13 protein-coding genes are annotated in these 16,248 nt (G+C 33.4%); 7 read left to right on the top strand and 6 right to left on the bottom strand.

Features of this window, described 5'->3' with window-relative positions; genetic code table 11:
• Positions 1-309 precede the first annotated feature (309 nt).
• Positions 310-657: a PadR family transcriptional regulator gene (locus tag ASJ80_RS04950; protein ID WP_069583280.1), complete on the top strand. Its 348-nt coding sequence runs from the start codon at positions 310-312 to the stop codon at positions 655-657.
• A 195-nt stretch (positions 658-852) separates the two neighbouring features.
• Entirely contained in the window at positions 853-2,733 is a 1,881-nt protein-coding gene (locus ASJ80_RS04945) for a Coenzyme F420 hydrogenase/dehydrogenase, beta subunit C-terminal domain (protein ID WP_069583313.1), read from the top strand.
• A gap of 51 nt (positions 2,734-2,784) precedes the next feature.
• Here the strand turns inward: ASJ80_RS04945 and ASJ80_RS04940 are convergent, their stop codons facing one another.
• The gene (locus ASJ80_RS04940; RefSeq protein WP_179288739.1) at positions 2,785-4,416 is read right to left on the bottom strand and encodes a sensor histidine kinase; all 1,632 of its coding nucleotides are present in this window, start codon (positions 4,414-4,416) and stop codon (positions 2,785-2,787) included.
• A gap of 142 nt (positions 4,417-4,558) precedes the next feature.
• Between ASJ80_RS04940 and ASJ80_RS16910 the strand changes: the two genes are divergently transcribed.
• Positions 4,559-4,738 (top strand): hypothetical protein, encoded by a 180-nt coding sequence (locus tag ASJ80_RS16910; RefSeq protein WP_179288738.1) that lies wholly within the window; start codon positions 4,559-4,561, stop codon positions 4,736-4,738.
• 142 nt (positions 4,739-4,880) lie between these two features.
• On the opposite strand, the gene ASJ80_RS04935 is transcribed toward ASJ80_RS16910, so the two are convergent.
• Both ASJ80_RS04935 and ahcY read right to left on the bottom strand, forming a co-directional pair.
• Positions 4,881-5,495 (bottom strand): DUF2119 domain-containing protein, encoded by a 615-nt coding sequence (locus ASJ80_RS04935; protein ID WP_245837461.1) that lies wholly within the window; start codon positions 5,493-5,495, stop codon positions 4,881-4,883.
• A 419-nt stretch (positions 5,496-5,914) separates the two neighbouring features.
• A complete protein-coding gene (gene ahcY / locus ASJ80_RS04930; RefSeq protein ID WP_069583281.1) occupies positions 5,915-7,168 on the bottom strand; it encodes an adenosylhomocysteinase in 1,254 nt (417 codons plus the stop codon).
• Positions 7,169-7,864: 696 nt separating this feature from the next.
• Here ahcY and ASJ80_RS04925 point away from each other — a divergent pair.
• Positions 7,865-8,329 (top strand): hypothetical protein, encoded by a 465-nt coding sequence (locus ASJ80_RS04925; protein WP_069583282.1) that lies wholly within the window; start codon positions 7,865-7,867, stop codon positions 8,327-8,329.
• A gap of 215 nt (positions 8,330-8,544) precedes the next feature.
• Here the strand turns inward: ASJ80_RS04925 and ASJ80_RS04920 are convergent, their stop codons facing one another.
• The gene (locus tag ASJ80_RS04920; RefSeq protein WP_069583283.1) at positions 8,545-10,743 is read right to left on the bottom strand and encodes a CDC48 family AAA ATPase; all 2,199 of its coding nucleotides are present in this window, start codon (positions 10,741-10,743) and stop codon (positions 8,545-8,547) included.
• 363 nt (positions 10,744-11,106) lie between these two features.
• Between ASJ80_RS04920 and ASJ80_RS04915 the strand changes: the two genes are divergently transcribed.
• Positions 11,107-13,533, top strand: a complete 2,427-nt coding sequence (locus ASJ80_RS04915) for a plasma-membrane proton-efflux P-type ATPase (protein WP_069583284.1) — start codon at positions 11,107-11,109, stop codon at positions 13,531-13,533.
• 89 nt (positions 13,534-13,622) lie between these two features.
• Here ASJ80_RS04915 and ASJ80_RS04910 read toward each other — a convergent pair whose 3' ends face one another.
• Positions 13,623-14,060, bottom strand: a complete 438-nt coding sequence (locus tag ASJ80_RS04910; protein WP_069583285.1) for a cupredoxin domain-containing protein — start codon at positions 14,058-14,060, stop codon at positions 13,623-13,625.
• Positions 14,061-14,487: 427 nt separating this feature from the next.
• On the opposite strand from ASJ80_RS04910, the gene ASJ80_RS04905 reads away from it, so the two are divergent.
• Together ASJ80_RS04905 and ASJ80_RS04900 are read left to right on the top strand one after the other, a co-directional pair.
• A complete protein-coding gene (locus ASJ80_RS04905) occupies positions 14,488-14,721 on the top strand; it encodes a PRC-barrel domain-containing protein (RefSeq protein ID WP_069583286.1) in 234 nt (77 codons plus the stop codon).
• A 414-nt stretch (positions 14,722-15,135) separates the two neighbouring features.
• Entirely contained in the window at positions 15,136-15,918 is a 783-nt protein-coding gene (locus ASJ80_RS04900; protein WP_069583287.1) for a hypothetical protein, read from the top strand.
• Positions 15,919-15,961: 43 nt separating this feature from the next.
• Here the strand turns inward: ASJ80_RS04900 and ASJ80_RS04895 are convergent.
• On the bottom strand, positions 15,962-16,248 hold a 287-nt coding region (locus ASJ80_RS04895), incomplete at its 5' end, for a DUF2795 domain-containing protein (protein WP_218833790.1).

Raw genomic sequence — 16,248 nt, 5'->3', positions numbered from 1 at the left:
TAATCCTCAAAATTTAATTCATATCATCTAAAACTCAAACTAAATTCAGTTAATATTCACCTACTTTAAATTATTAGATCTATAACTAATTTCAACAAATAAAGAAAAATAAGCATTTAATTCTTGAATTAAGCAATTATTTTATCCAAATTAGCTGTAAAGCTATTAAAATCATGAAATTATGATTTTAAAAAAATATTACTCGTCTTAAAACTTAAGTTTCATCAATATTTTTATATACTATGTAGCACCAAGTATCATGTACCACATAGATTATTGTACTACAAAGTATTGCGAGGAATATATAAAATGGGCCGCATATCCAAAAGATTCGAGACTGAAATGAGGAGAGGAGCCATACAGATTGCTGTAATGTGTTTACTCGAAAAAGAGCGTTATGGGTATGATATAACTAAAAGCCTCAAAAATTCAGAGCTTAAAATTGAAGAAGGCACTTTATACCCCCTGCTTAAACGTCTCGAAAATGAAAAACTGGTTTCCAGCCGTTGGGACACTGCAGATTCAAGACCGCGGAAATATTATCAAATAACAGAATACGGCAGAGAAGTTCGAAAAAACTGGCTGGAATTTTTTAAATCAATAAACACGAATGTTGAACAATTTGAAATTAATATGGATTCTAAAAAAGGTGACTGAATGTACATTAACAATTATATAGATAAAGTAACAAAGAATATGAGTCCAAATCAGCAAAAAGAAGTGGGTGAAGAACTTAAATCCCATATTTTAGACATTGCAGATGCCATTGCAGCAGCAAAAAATGTAGAAGTTGATAAAACTATAATTCGTGAAGCAATTTTAATGATGGAACCTCCCGAAAAACTGGCCAAAATGTATCCAAAAAGCCAGATAAATAAAGAAAATATCTGGAAACTTGAAAAAATAGTTGAAAGTGATATGTGCGCTAAATGTGGTACATGTACTGTAATCTGCCCAAATAACATACTTACCTTTGAAGGTAGACCTCAACTAACAGAAGAATGTCTACGAAACGGCCATGGAATGTGTTTTGAGGTTTGTCCAAGGGTTTCATCAGGAAAATATCAAATAAAATTAAGGGAAAAATTTGAAAAAGATCTTTATTATGGAAGGGGATCCTCTGAAGGACAGGACGGCGGCGCAGTAACCGCCTTTTTAAAACATCTTCTCCATGTAAAAAAGATAGAAGGTGCCATTGTAGTTGGTGATGAATACTGGAAACCTGTTTCATTAATAGTTCAAAGTGCTGATGATTTACTTAAAACATCAAAATCTAAATATGCAATATCCACCCTTGAAGCGCTGAAAACAGCAGGTGAAATGGGCCTCGAAAAAGTAGCAATCGTTGCACTACCCTGCCAGATAAACGGGCTTAGGAAACTTCAGTATTTCCCATACCTTGCAAAGCATGAAGAGGAACTTGGAAGAACCGGTAAACCTGTAAAAATTCCAAAAATTGAGTACCTAATAGGGCTTTTCTGTACAGAAAAATTTGACTATGGAAACATGAAGGAGATATTAGAAGAGAATAATATAAAAATGGAAAATGTTGAAAAATTCAACGTTAAAAAAGGTAAACTTCTAGTATATACAAATGGAGAAGAGAAAAAAATAGATTTAAAGAAAATAGAGCTCTGTGCAGGCTGTAAAATGTGCAAAGATTTCGATGCTGAGCTTGCAGATGTTTCAATTGGTTCTGTCGGAAGCCCTAATGGATATTCAACCCTCATAATAAGGACCAAAAAAGGTGAGGAAATAAAAAACGCTTTAGATCTTCAAAAAGGTGTAGAAGTTGAAGAAATTGAAAAACTTCAGGGTTTTAAACAAAAGAGGTTCCAGAAAGAAGTAAATAGAAGAAAAGAAAATGATGAATATATATCCTTTTACTGGGCTTCAGATTATGCAGGTGTTTCAAAAAGGGCTGATGGCACTTATTTCATCAGGATCAGGGCAAAACCAGCCGGATGGTACACCACAGAAGAAATAAAAGAAGTTGCAGATATAGCAGAAAAATATAATGCCAGGATCAAGTTAACAAATAGAGGGGCATATGAACTCCACGGCATAAATGGATTTGATATTGAAGATGTTGTTACTAAACTCAATGAAATTAACCTTGTAACTGGTTCAGAAGGTCCACTTGTCAGGGCAACACTTGCCTGTCCTGGTAAAGAAAACTGCGGCAGCGGACTTATAGATACAACCAGAATATGTGAGATTATAGAAGATAAATTCAAAGAGAGACCTACCCCATATAAATTCAAAATTGCAGTGAGCGGGTGCCCAAATAAGTGCATGAGGCCACAGATACATGATACAGGAATAGCAGGTATAAAATTCCCAGAAACTAATGAAAATGAATGTAACGGCTGTGGAAGATGTTCAGAAGTTTGTAAAGTTGAAGCCATTAATATCAGGGGAGACAAATCTTACACCAACTATAATATCTGTGTTGGCTGTGGAAAATGTTTAAATGCGTGTCCGCACAAAGCAAGGGAAGTTAAAGAAGAAGGATTCATGCTTTATATAGGAGGTAAAGCTGGAAGGGAGCTGGTTGAAGGTGTCAGCACTAAAGTTAAAAGTATTGGTGAAATAATAGACTATATAGATAATGTTCTCAAGGTTTATGATAAATATGCTGATAAACCGCAAAGAGAACGGCTAGCTGCAACCATGAAAAGAATTGGCCAGACAAAATTCCTTGAAGAGGTTAGAAAAGGCATTGAAAATTAATTTTTTTCTTTTCTAAACTTTTTTAAAAGATATGCTGTTAGCATTCTCTTTTTAAGAATTTAGATGGTTAATTGGAATTGTGAAATAAAAGGTTGAACCTAAACCATATTCCGATTTAACCCAAATTTTCCCTCCATGGCGTTCAACGATCCGTTTACAGATTGCAAGACCGATACCTATCCCCCTATACTCATCAATTGTATGTAACCGTTTGAAAATATCAAAAATTTGGGTACTGTACTGTTTTTCAATTCCAATTCCATTATCAGAGACTGAAAATATATATTCCTTCTTTTTTGTATCTAGATGTGCCGAAATGTTGATTTTTGGCTGTGTTTCTGGCCTTTTAAATTTAATGGCGTTTCCTATAAGATTCTGGAATATCTGAACCAACTGTCTAGAATCAGCCGTTACAGTAGGAAGCCTTTCATGAGTTATCTCAGCTTCATTTTCATCAATTAACCTTTTAAGATTAGATAAAACAATATCAATGGTTTCATTAACATCTGTCGGTTGAAAGTTTTCACCTTTTCCAACAAGAGAATATTCCAGTAAACCCTGAATCATCTCCTTCATCCTCATTGCTCCATCAACAATAAAATCAATATATTCATCAGCACTACTATCCAGTTTACCTTTATAACGTCGCTCCAATAGTTGTGAAAAACTTGCAATATTTCGAAGTGGTTCCTGTAAATCATGAGATGTAATGAACGTGAACTGCTGAAGTTCATAATTGGAACGTCTTAATTCATCTACAAGTTCTTTAAATTTATTTTGAGCTTCTTTACGTTTAGTTATGTCAGTATTGACCTCTAAAAAACCTAAAGGTTTTCCATTTTCATATTTTTGTAGTGACCATCTACTCAATACCGTAATAATGTCCCCATTTCTTTTTTTATGAATTAATTCCCCATCCCACTGTCCATAGTTTAAAACATCCTCCTGGATTTCATCTAAAGGTTTTGGATACTCAGCATGTAGTAGTTTATGGGTGACTTTTCCCAGTGCCTCTTCCTGACTCCAACCGTAAGTTTCTTCAGAGCCCTTATTCCAAAAAGTAATTTCATCGTCCATGTTGCGAACAAAAATAGCATCATGGGTAAGGTTTATCAATTCAGCTTGCCTTTTAATATTTTCTTCAGCTTGGAATCTTTTCACATCGATATTATCAATTGATACAATACTTAACCAGACTAAAATTGCTAAGATTAAGATAGTAAAAAATATGGTAATTGCAGTTCCAAATTCAGCATCATATAATCCCATATGTTCTCCCAAAAGTCTTAACCATCCTAAAATCAAAGGAATAATAATGATACTGGGTATTATTCTCCGTGCGAAAACACCAGCGACACCTTTGCTTGTTAATATTTTCATAAAACCTTTATCTGGACGAGAGGCAATAATTGCCAGAAAAATAATGAATAACATAACAGATCCATAAAGAGATGGTGCTGTTGTGTTCAAAATAGGATAAATTGTTGTTTGGTAAAAATATCCTAAAACAATAAGAAATGATACAAGGCCCACAAGAATAATTAATAACTGAAAAATATGAAAATTTCCCTTTTCTTTCTTATCAATCGTTAAAAGGGAAATACTAATTAATAAGAAGCTTGAAACCGCAACCAGGGACATCCTGTTTAAAGCTCCCGTTTGAAAAGCACCATGAGGTTCCATAAATAATATCTGATCTATACCTAAATTAATACCAGATATATACTCAAAAAGAGTAAAAGATCCAATTAACAAAATAATTAAAGATAATATTCGTGCAATTAAAATATTACGAGAATTTACTCGTTTTTCTTGCAAAATCCATATGATTATACCAATAAGAAGAAAAGAAAAAGCAGTGTTAGATTTAATAGTAGAAAAATCAGAACCTGGAGTTTTAAGAATTTCAATATTAAATGCCCATCCCATAAGGAATAAAATACTGATCAAAATGATAAAAATACTTAAAATTTCAGAAAATGCCCGTAATTTAGACACATATTGATTTTGAAGATTTGAATTCATTTTAAATCACACCCAATATAGTAATAATATATTTTTATAAATTATTAATTATTGGGAATCTGTGATCCTGAATCAATATCTCAAAAAAAATAAATTTTAAGTGATTTAAAGCTCAATAAGCATTATAATGGAGGATATCCATCCCAGTAAAGCTCAACAGCATATTTTGCTGCAGTTTTAACCTGTTCGGGATAATCTGCCCTCAACCTATCAAGCAATTCATATTTATCCTTCGAACCTGCAACAGCCTTCATTACATTCAAATAAACCTCAAGAGATTCAATTGAATAGTTACATGGAATTTCAAGTGTTATACAAACATCCCATTCTTTAAATAAAGATGTTCGAATGTAAGGAGATGTTGAACCTATTAAAACACCTTTTTCAAGGTGTATAAGCGGCGGAACACCAGTACTTTCCTTTCTGTTTAAATTTGTTAACTTACTAAAACTGTTTGAGTTATAACAGTGGAGTTCAACATACATTTCAGGTTTAATGTCCCTAATTATAGATATGATCTCTTTACCTCTCTTAGAACCATAATAATGCCTGTCAAGTGTGCTGATATAGGGACTCTTATCAAAATTGTACATCGTAAGGTTGCCGTTTTTAACATCATTTTCAGAAATGTTAGAAATGGCATCTATAGTTGTAAGTCCTTCTTTCCCGTGGACTCCCCCAATAAAAAGACGTGTAGGATTATATCCTTTATTTATTATCTTTTTAAAGACCACCATCTGTAAAACCCTCTTTTATAGTGAATAATATACTTTTTAACTTATTTTTTAGATATTCGAAAATCTTTCAAAATTCTATGAATTTTGGAGCACAAACACAAAGCTTTCGAAAAACAAAGTTTTTCGATGTTTACGAAGCAAAGCATGCAAATCTATGATTTGTTGCATCAAAAATCAAAGATTTTTGATAGCTTCGTAACCGCACAAAACGAAGTTTTGTGCATGTTTGCAAAATCATGTTCCGTAAAAAATTTTCAATTTTTTACATGGGCCAAATCGAAGATTTGACAGTGTTTGTAAGCTTTGATTTTTCTAAAAATGTAAAGACATAAACAAACTTTTTATAGATAACTAGCCAAAAATATTTGGTTATTCACTATAAAAAATTAGATTTAAATTATAAAAAATAAGGAAAAGTTTTAGGTTCCTTCTTCCCAATTTGCAAGATATTCAGACTGTCTTGGGCTTAATTCATCTATTTCAATATTCATTGCCTTTAATTTTAGTCTGGAGACTCTATCATCAATTTCATCTGGAGCTTTATAAACTTTATTTTCTAATTTAGCCCCTAAAAGATGTTTAGCTGATAATGCCTGTACTGCAAAACTCATGTCCATAATTTCTGCTGGATGGCCCTGGCCGCGTTCCCCTGCTAAATTAACAAGCCTTCCATCTGCAAGAAGATAAAATTCCCTTCCATCTTCCATAACAAAGCCTTCAATATCTGGTTTTAACTGTTCATGTTTAACAGCCATATCCATAAGATCGCCCTTGTTTATCTCTACGTTGAAATGCCCAGAATTTGCAAGTATACAACCGTCTTTCATATTTTTAAAGTGTTCTTTTGTAACTACATCTATATCTCCAGTAACAGTTAGAAGAAGATCTGCATATTTAACTGCTTCTGCCACTTTCATTACCCTGTATCCATCCATTCTTGCTTCTAAAGCCCTTATAGGGTCTATTTCAGTTACAATAACATTTGCACCCAGACCATTGGCCCTCATTGCGATACCACGGCCGCACCAGCCGTATCCACAAACAACAACAGTTTTACCTGCAATAAGGACATTTGTTGAACCCATTATCGAATCAAAAGTTGATTGTCCAGTTCCATATCTGTTGTCAAATAAATATTTAGTATATGCATCATTTACAGCAATAACTGGGAATTTTAACGCTTTATCTTCGGCCATGGCCTTAAGCCTGTGAATTCCAGTGGTGGTTTCCTCACATGCACCCATTATATTTTCTATAAGTTCTGGTCTTTCCTTATGTACCAAAAATATCATATCTGCCCCATCATCAATTAAAATGTCTGGCTCATGATCAAGTACTTTATGGATAGTTTCATAGTATTCTTCTGTGGTTTCTTCTCTCCAGCCGTACATATTAAGGCCCATAGTTGCCCCTGCAGCTGTAGCATCATCTTGAGTTGAAAGAGGATTACATCCAGTCATTGCAACTTCAGCACCGCCCGCTAAAAGTGTTAATCCTAAATTTATGGTTTTAGGTTCCAGATGCAAGCACGAAGCTATCTTAATTCCTTTAAATGGTTTTTCTTTTTCATATTCTGCTTTTATATGCTCTAAAACCGGCATATGTCTTTGTACCCAGTCTATTTTTTTCTTACCTTCTGGTGCAAGTGAAATATCTTTTACATCATAACTCATTTTTTCACCCTAATGCTAAAATTGGTCGTGCTTAAAATAAAGCTTAAAATTAGCTATTTTATTATATTATATGAATTTTCCAATCTAAACATATATAATCAATTATATTTAAACTTACTTTAGTATTATAATGAATGACGTACTTTTTAAACTTATAAATTTTAGGTATTTGAAAATCGAAGCTGACAAATCTTTAGAAAATCTACGATTTTCTATGTTTACGAATATTTTCAATTTCGTAACAGCAAAATTCGTAGAATTTTGCATGCATCGAAAATTGGAAATTTTCGAATGCTTTGATTTGTCGCCTGCAAAACCCTTAAAATTCGAAGAATTTTGGGGCATGCAAAACTTCGTTTTGCGGTTGCGAATCAAAGCTTCGCAAACATCAAAAACCCGCGGTTTTTGAAAGCTACGTTTTGCGGTTCAGGAAAACCTTAAAAAATCGTAGATTTTTTACGTATAGAAAAATGCTACGCATTTTTCTCTAACTATGGTTTTCAGGGCGTCAAAATTGTAAATTTTGACAGCTAAAGAAAATGCAACAAATACAAAAATCATAGATTTTTACATGCCGGAGGAAATTTACTGAATAATTATTAAAGAACATGTTAAAATTAGTAATATTTTATATTATGCAGTATAATTGGCTAGTTATTAACAATATTTATATAATGATTCTTTCTAATTTTAAACATGGAGAATCATGAAGAAATTCTGGATCCAGGAGTATATTATGAGCAACTTCAGGGAATGTACATTGAAGAGTCTGATCTGAATTTATCCACCGATTTTGAAGCAAGAACAACACTGGTTAAACTAAATAGACTTCAAAGTGATGTTTCAAAACTAAAGCATAATGTATCTCAAGATATGAGAACTATAAGAAATATGTTTTTAGATGATTCAATAATAGAGAAACCTAAAGTTCTTGGTATATTTGGTAAAGGGAAAGAACTAAGCACTGCAGAAAAAAGAAAAAAACTGGAAAAAGAGCGTGAAAATAACCTTAGTCCCTATAAAGAAGTTATAGACATGATCGATGATTATATACTCCAGATTGAAGACCTTAAAAAATACATCGAAGATGAGGTCTTAGAAACATATTCACGAATTCCAAAAACAATACGAAAGATATCTAAAGCGGATCTGAATAAGTAAATCACTTAATCTATTAAAAGATTATATCAAAATTACTTTTATTTAATTAAAATAATTCGGTTAATTATTAAAATCACTGAATAACTAAATTATAACAAACTACTTTTTATTTAATTAAAAATAGGGTTAAATATCAAATCATTAATTTAAAATAAATTGCATTTTAAAACTTAAAAATAAAGAGGAAGTTAATTTTTAACTTCCAATAAGCAGTATTAGTGATACTGCACTAATTCAACGTCTTTTTCGTCCTTTTTGACTTTTTTCATAGCTTTTTTGAAGTATTTCATCTTAATATCTTCAGATTCCATGTCATGTCTGAGTGTCAGCATGGCCGCTTCACGGCATACAGCTTCTATATCAGCACCAACATATCCTGCTGTATTTTTAGCTAGATACTTCAAGTCCACATCTCCTGCAATTGGCATATCATGGGTATGGACTTTAAATATTGCAAGTCTTGTTTCTTCATTGGGCTCATCAACTTTAACATGCCTGTCGAATCTTCCAGGTCTAAGTAAAGCTGGATCCATTATATCTATCCTGTTTGTAGCTGCAATAATTGCAACATCCTGCAGTTCTTCCATTCCGTCAATTTCAGTTAGAAGCTGATTTACAACTCTTTGAGTAACTCCAGAATCAGTACTTCCTCCACTTCTTGTAGATGCAATGGAATCTATTTCATCGAAGAATATTACAGTAGGAGCTGTTTGTCTTGCCCTTCTGAAAACTTCCCTTACACCTTTTTCAGATTCACCAACCCATTTAGATAGAAGTTCAGGACCTTTTATTGCGATGAAATTAGAATCACTTTCGTTTGCAACAGCCTTTGCAAGTAAGGTCTTACCAGTTCCAGGAGGACCATATATAAGGACTCCTTTAGGTGGTTTAACTCCAAATTTTTCGAATTTCTCAGGATATTTAAGCGGCCATTCCACAGCTTCTCTTAATTCCTGTTTTGCCTTTTCAAGGCCACCTATATCATCCCATTTGATATCCGGAACCTGTACAAGGACTTCACGAAGCGCTGATGGTTGAATTTCTTTTAAAGCTGCTCTAAAGTCAGCTTCATTGACAACCATTTTCTGAAGAACTTCTTTTGGAATTTCTTCATCTGCCTTTACTTCTGGAAGAATTCTTCTTAGAACTCTCATTGCAGATTCTTTAGCAAGGGATTCCAGGTCTGCACCTACAAATCCATGTGTAACTTCTGCAATTTTTTCTAAGTCAACATCTTCATTTAAAGGCATTCCTCTAGTGTGTATTTGAAGTACTTCCAGCCTTCCATCTTTGTCAGGGACTCCTATTTCAATTTCCCTGTCGAATCTTCCAGGTCTTCTAAGCGCCTGGTCTATAGAATCTACTCTGTTGGTTGCACCAATTACAACAACCTGTCCTCTAGATTTAAGGCCGTCCATGAGTGTTAAAAGCTGTGCTACTGTCCTGCGCTCAACTTCGCCTGTGACTTCCTCACGTTTTGGTGCAATCGCATCCAGCTCATCTATAAACACTATAGATGGGGAATTTTCTTCTGCTTCTTCAAATATTTCCCTGAGCCTTTCTTCAGAGCCGCCTACATATTTGCTCATGATCTCAGGCCCGTTAATAGCTATGAAGTGAGCATCGCTTTCATTTGCAACTGCCTTTGCAAGTAATGTTTTACCAGTTCCAGGAGGGCCATGCATCAGTACACCTTTAGGAGGTGATATTCCCAGTCTTTCGAATAGTTCTGGCCTTTTAAGTGGGATTTCTATCATTTCCCTTACTTTTTTAACTTCATCTTTAAGGCCGCCTATATCTTCATAGGTGACGTCCACGATGTTTTTAACCCCTTCGAGCTTAGAGACATCCACAGGATTTGGTTGAATTTCAACATCAGTCATTTGAGTGACTTTGACTACTCCCTTAGGTTTTGTTGAGACTACTGCAAGTTTTATTTCGCCCATGGGGGACATGTTCATTCCAGCATCCCTGAAGAACTCATCAAAAAGACTTCCCCGCATGGTTGTTGCTGGTTGTCTAAAGCCAGATACAATTATATCTCCTTTAGTCAAAACTCTTCCTGCAAATGCCGCTCTCACATCTCCCTTGACCATTATTTGCTGATCTACAGGTGCTAATACCACTTTTTCAGCATCCTTTGTATCTGCACGTGTTACAGTTATTTCTTCGCCGATTGAAGCGCCTACATTTTTTCTTATGTGTCCATCAATCCTTATTATGCCTAAACCAATGTCTGATTGAGATGATGCTGCTATTGCTGCTGTTATCTTCTTTCCTTCAATTTCTACTATGTCTCCATCTATAAGACCTAGTTCCTGCATACATGCCGGGTCAATTCTCGCAATTGATCTACCAACGTCTGACTGCGAAATTGCTTCTGCAACTTTTAGTTTCATTTCTTTATCAGCCATATTTTACCTCTTTTTATTTGATAATACTGATTTTATTTAATTAGAATTAATTTTAACTATGAATTATATTTTAGTTAACTTGAGTTACTATAATAACTTATAGTTAATAGTATATAAACTTTTTGGTTTTAAGCATCATATGTGCAGTCTTTTTAACAATAAGCACCATATATTATATTGTTAATAATAATATATGTAGTTTAATTAACTTCTTTAAAAATTACAGCTAACTACTTTAATTTAAATATAAAATAAAGATTTAAATTGATATTTTATAATATTAATTTATAAATCCGCCTAAACTTGATTATATCCATAATTCACACATGATTTATACATATAAATAAATTTAAAGGCATTATTATGGATAAAATAATTATAAGCGCAGAAGAAGCGAAAAAAAGTTCATTTGAAGAATTATTTAAAAAATTATCTTCAAGCAAAAAAGGAATTTCATCCTCTGAAGCCCAAAAAAGGTTCCAAGAATACGGTCCCAATGAAATCTCTGAAAAAAAAATTAATCCTATTGTTAAATTTCTTAAATATTTTTGGGGACCAATGCCCTGGCTTATAGAAGTAGCAATTATTTTATCTGCTTTAATTCAACATTGGGCAGATTTAGGGATAATATCTACACTGCTGGCTTTAAATGCCGTTGTAGGATTCTGGCAGGAGCACAAAGCAGATAATGCAATCGAATTACTTAAAGAAAAACTAGCATTAAAAGCAAGGGTGCTGCGCGATGGTAAATGGCAGGAAATATCTGCTAAAGAACTTGTTCCAGGGGATATTATCCATATAGGTTCGGGAGATATTATCCCTGCAGATTCAAAAATAATGGATGGTATTTCAGCCGATGAATCTGCATTAACTGGGGAATCGCTTCCTACTGAAAAAAAATCTTCAGATGTAGCTTACTCTGGTTCAGTGGTGAATCAAGGAGAAACAAACGCTCTGGTGACTGCAACTGGATTAAATACTTATTTTGGGAAAACTGCCCAGCTGGTGGAAAAGGCCAAAACTAAGAGTCTCCTTCAAAAAACAGTGATTAAAATTGGTGATTATTTAATTATACTGGCTGTAATCATGGTGACAATTATTTTTATTGCTTCCCTGTTCCGCCATGAAAGTTTATTCACCACCCTCCAGTTTGCACTTGTCCTTATTGTTGCCTCCATTCCAGTGGCTTTACCCGCAGTTCTCTCGGTTACAATGGCAGTAGGTGCTGTAGTTCTGGCCAAAAAAGAAGCAATAGTAAGTAAATTAGTAGCCATCGAAGAAATGGCAGGTGTAGATATTTTATGTGCCGACAAAACAGGTACAATCACTAAAAATGAATTAAAACTTGGAGAAATAAAAACATTTGGAGAATTTAATGAAGAAGATGTACTTTTATACGGCAGTCTTGCAACACAAAAAGACAGCAAGGACCCCATAGATGTTGCGGTGCTATCCAAAACTAAAGAACACTCAGCCGAAGGATATAAAATAACTAAATTCAAGCCATTTGATCCCGTTTCAAAACGTACTGAAGCTTCAATAAAAACAGTAGAAAATAAACAATTTAAAGTTTCCAAAGGCGCAACTCAGGTAATTTTATCTCTTGCAGAGAAAGATAAAAAATTTGAAGATAAAATGAATAAATTTGTAAATGATTTTGCCAGAAAAGGATACCGGGCATTGGGTGTCGCAAAAACAGATGAATCCGAAAAATGGAAGTATGTTGGTCTTTTCGGGCTCTACGACCCCCCACGTGACGATTCAGCGGAAACCATAAAAACCGCTGAATCAATGGGAGTAGATGTAAAAATGGTGACTGGAGACCATGTTGCAATTGCAAAAGAGATCTCTAGAGAGGTTAATCTTGGAACTAACATCATTATTCCTAAAGACTTTGTCGATAAAACAGATAGAAAAGCAGAAAAAATTGTTGAGGAAACAGACGGGTTTGCAGAGGTTTTCCCAGAACATAAATATCATATAGTTGAATTACTTCAGGATAAAGGACATATTGTAGGTATGACTGGAGATGGTGTTAACGACTCTCCTGCACTTAAAAAAGCCAATGTAGGAATTGCAGTAGCAGGAGCAACAGATGCTGCGAAATCAGCTGCTTCAATTGTCTTTACCCAACCTGGAATTTCCGTAATAATAGATTCCATAAAACAAAGCCGCAAAATTTTCCAGAGGATGAACAATTATTCTATTTACAGGATAACAGAAACCATCAGGGTTTTATTTTTCATTACATTATCTATCCTAATATTCCAGTTTTACCCAATTACAGCTTTGATGATAGTTTTATTAGCACTGCTAAATGATGCACCAATTATGACAATCGCTTACGATAATGTAAAATATTCAAATGAGCCAGAAAAATGGGATTTAAGAATTATATTAGGCATAGCTACTTTTCTTGGAGTTTTAGGAGTTATAGAATCATTCTTTGTCCTTTATCTTGGAATTAACATATTAAAATTATCTCTTCCAGTTCTTCAATCTTTTATTTATCTTAAACTCTCGGTTGCAGGTCATTTAACTGTTTTTATGGTCAGAACAAAGGGCCACTTCTGGGAGATTAAACCCGCACTGCCACTATTTATAGCCATTTTAGGTACACAAACAATAGCCACGCTGATCACAGTTTATGGAATACTGTTGCCTGCCATGGGCTGGTTTTTAGCAGGTATTATTTGGGCAGAGGCTTTAACTGCATTTTTCATAATTGATACCATAAAAGTTCGCTTCTACAAGCTTCTGAGCCGAGAAGGAGTCGATGTATATAAGTAGACCCCATAAATTAAAGATAAAACTTATACTTAATATTTAAGTTATAAAAAATAAATGAAAGAGTAATCTTAGCAGTTTATTATTTATTTTCACTGAACTATTATAGTTCCCGTTATGGTAGAATTTAATGCATCATGATAGCCGTAAATACCCGTTTTAGCGAAGAAGAAGTTATAACTATCGCCAGGATTTAATATAGTACTCTGGAATGCTCCAGTGTCACTCACTATTTGATGCTGTGTGTTATCATTATTTATCCATTGAACATTAGTACCTGACTTTACTGTAATCTTATTAGGATTAAATGCCATATTCCCGATAGAAATTGTAGTTGCAGCAGAAGTCACATTTGTACTGTTATTTCCTATAGAAGTGTTGTTTACAAGACTCTGGTTAGTTGAATTATTCATACCTGTTTGTACATTAGGATTATAACTCTGTGCATAATAAAGATATACACCGGCCACGATTATAATGATTATAATTATAATCAATGCCAGAAGTCCCCTATTTGTTTTTCTATACACTTTTATCCTCCATTTTAACATTTCTCAATATATTTATTTTATTAATTATGTTAGTATTGTTATTAAAATATAATGATTTAAAGTCTATCTTCATAAATATCAAATAAATTATTAATGAAAAAATAAATTTAATTAATGTTCTATCAATCTAATTTCTTTTATTTTAATCCAATAAACTAAATATTATTCACGCTAATTTAGGTTAAATTATTAAATAATGAATAATAAATAGTTAATTTCAATATATTATAAAATTAAACGACCATTTTATTTTAATAACAAATTATTATCACTACTTTTGGATTATAATCAAACATTTATATATTAAAATTCCTCGACAGAAAGTAATAATAATATTTAAGTTTATAATAATAATAGCCTAAAAAGCCACAATGACCTAATTCAAACAGTTTAAAAAGGTGATAATATGAAAATATCTGACGAATTAAAAGGAAAAGAAGTTGTAGATGATTCTGGAAATAGAATTGGAACGATACGCGACGTAAAAATGAATCCAGAATCTGACAAAGTTGAATCTCTGGTCATTACTGAAGGAGGAGATGCAAGCAAAATGGGACTTGGAGATAAAAAAGTTGTATCATATACTAACGTAGACTCCGTAGGAGACAAAATAGTTTTGAGAGGATCTCTTTCCAGATAGCGTTTAAAAGTAATAATTAAGCATTGTATCATATCTACCTAAATAATAGAAGGTGATTAAAAATGGATGATAAAGGGCAATATTCTATATTATACTGGCTAATAGTTATAATAGTCATTATAATAATACTCCGTTTACTTGGCGTTTGGTAATTAATATAATTTGAGTGTAAATCATAGATCTAAACCTACCAGCGATTTTACCATTATTCAACTAATTTAACCGTTAACGAACCTTAAATTATTAATCATTTCTTTTTTACCACATGCATGATCTAAACTCATAAGAAATTTCCCATTTACTGGTTCATGATGCAGCATGAGTTTAGGATTTTTAACCAGTTATCCTGTGAACTGGTATCCTGTTAAAAGGAATAAAATCCATGCATGGCATAAATAACTGGAAGTATTGTTTATGGCTTCAGAATTGCAGATAGTTTTACTGGCATTAATTGTAGCATTGGTTTTTGTATTTGTCCACTTGAGTTCACCCAAAATTTACGGATTTTCAAAACATTACAAAAAGAGGATACTATCATTTTCTGGAGGTGTAGCTTCTGCATATGTATTTTTAGATTTATTGCCACTAATTGAAAATGCAGACCCACATATCCATGCCATTCTTGGTAACAGCCCATTAATAATGATATTTCTAGAAAAAGCAATTTTTGGAGTGGCATTTATTGGATTTTTAGTGTTCTTTATACTGGAATATCTAGCATTAAAATCAAGGGGTTACAAAGCACAGCAAACAGCAAAATCTTTAGAAGAAACAAATGCTTCTAGAAACATATTTTTCCTCCATATAGGTTTAACTGCAGTTGTAAGCATGATAATATGTTACTCCCTGCGATTTGAGATTTTAACCACAGGTCTGGGGATTATAATTTATACAATAGCACTTTCACTGCATTTTCTTATTTCAGACCGATCTATGGAAGAACATTACGGTGCGCTTTACGTAAAATACGGGCGTTATTTACTGGCACTGATGCCACTATTGGGGTGGTCTTTATCAATATTATTTCCAGAACGGACATCAGAGGCGTACGTATTGTTAGCATTTATTGCAGGCGCTGTTTTATTTAATGTAATTAAGGATGAGGTACCTAACTCAGGAACAGGCAAGCCTATATCTTTTTTTACAGGAGCTTTATTATATTCTGGACTTATTTTAATTTTACCGTGGATCCACTAAAAATCCATTAAATTATTTAAAAAAAAGAAATTATTAAATAAAATTACATTCCTCTTCTTTCTTCACCCCATGCCTTAGCTACATCTGTGGGCGACTTAAATTTGTCTTCAGGTAACTTTTCTATAGCCTGCACGACATTTTGACTTGCATTATTCTTTTTAGCCTGCTGAACTAGATCCTGTTTATTTGCAGGGAAATTAATACCTTTTAAAGACTTTTCTATCTCTGAAGTTATTCCACCGCGACGGGTTCCAGTACTGCGTTCAGCGTATTCACCTCTTCTTTCTTCACCCCATGCCTTAGCTACATCTGTTGGAGAATTAAACCGAT

This window comes from Methanobacterium bryantii, assembly GCF_002287175.1.
Lineage (GTDB): Archaea > Methanobacteriota > Methanobacteria > Methanobacteriales > Methanobacteriaceae > Methanobacterium_D > Methanobacterium_D bryantii.
This window is presented reverse-complemented; position numbering and strand designations above follow the sequence as displayed.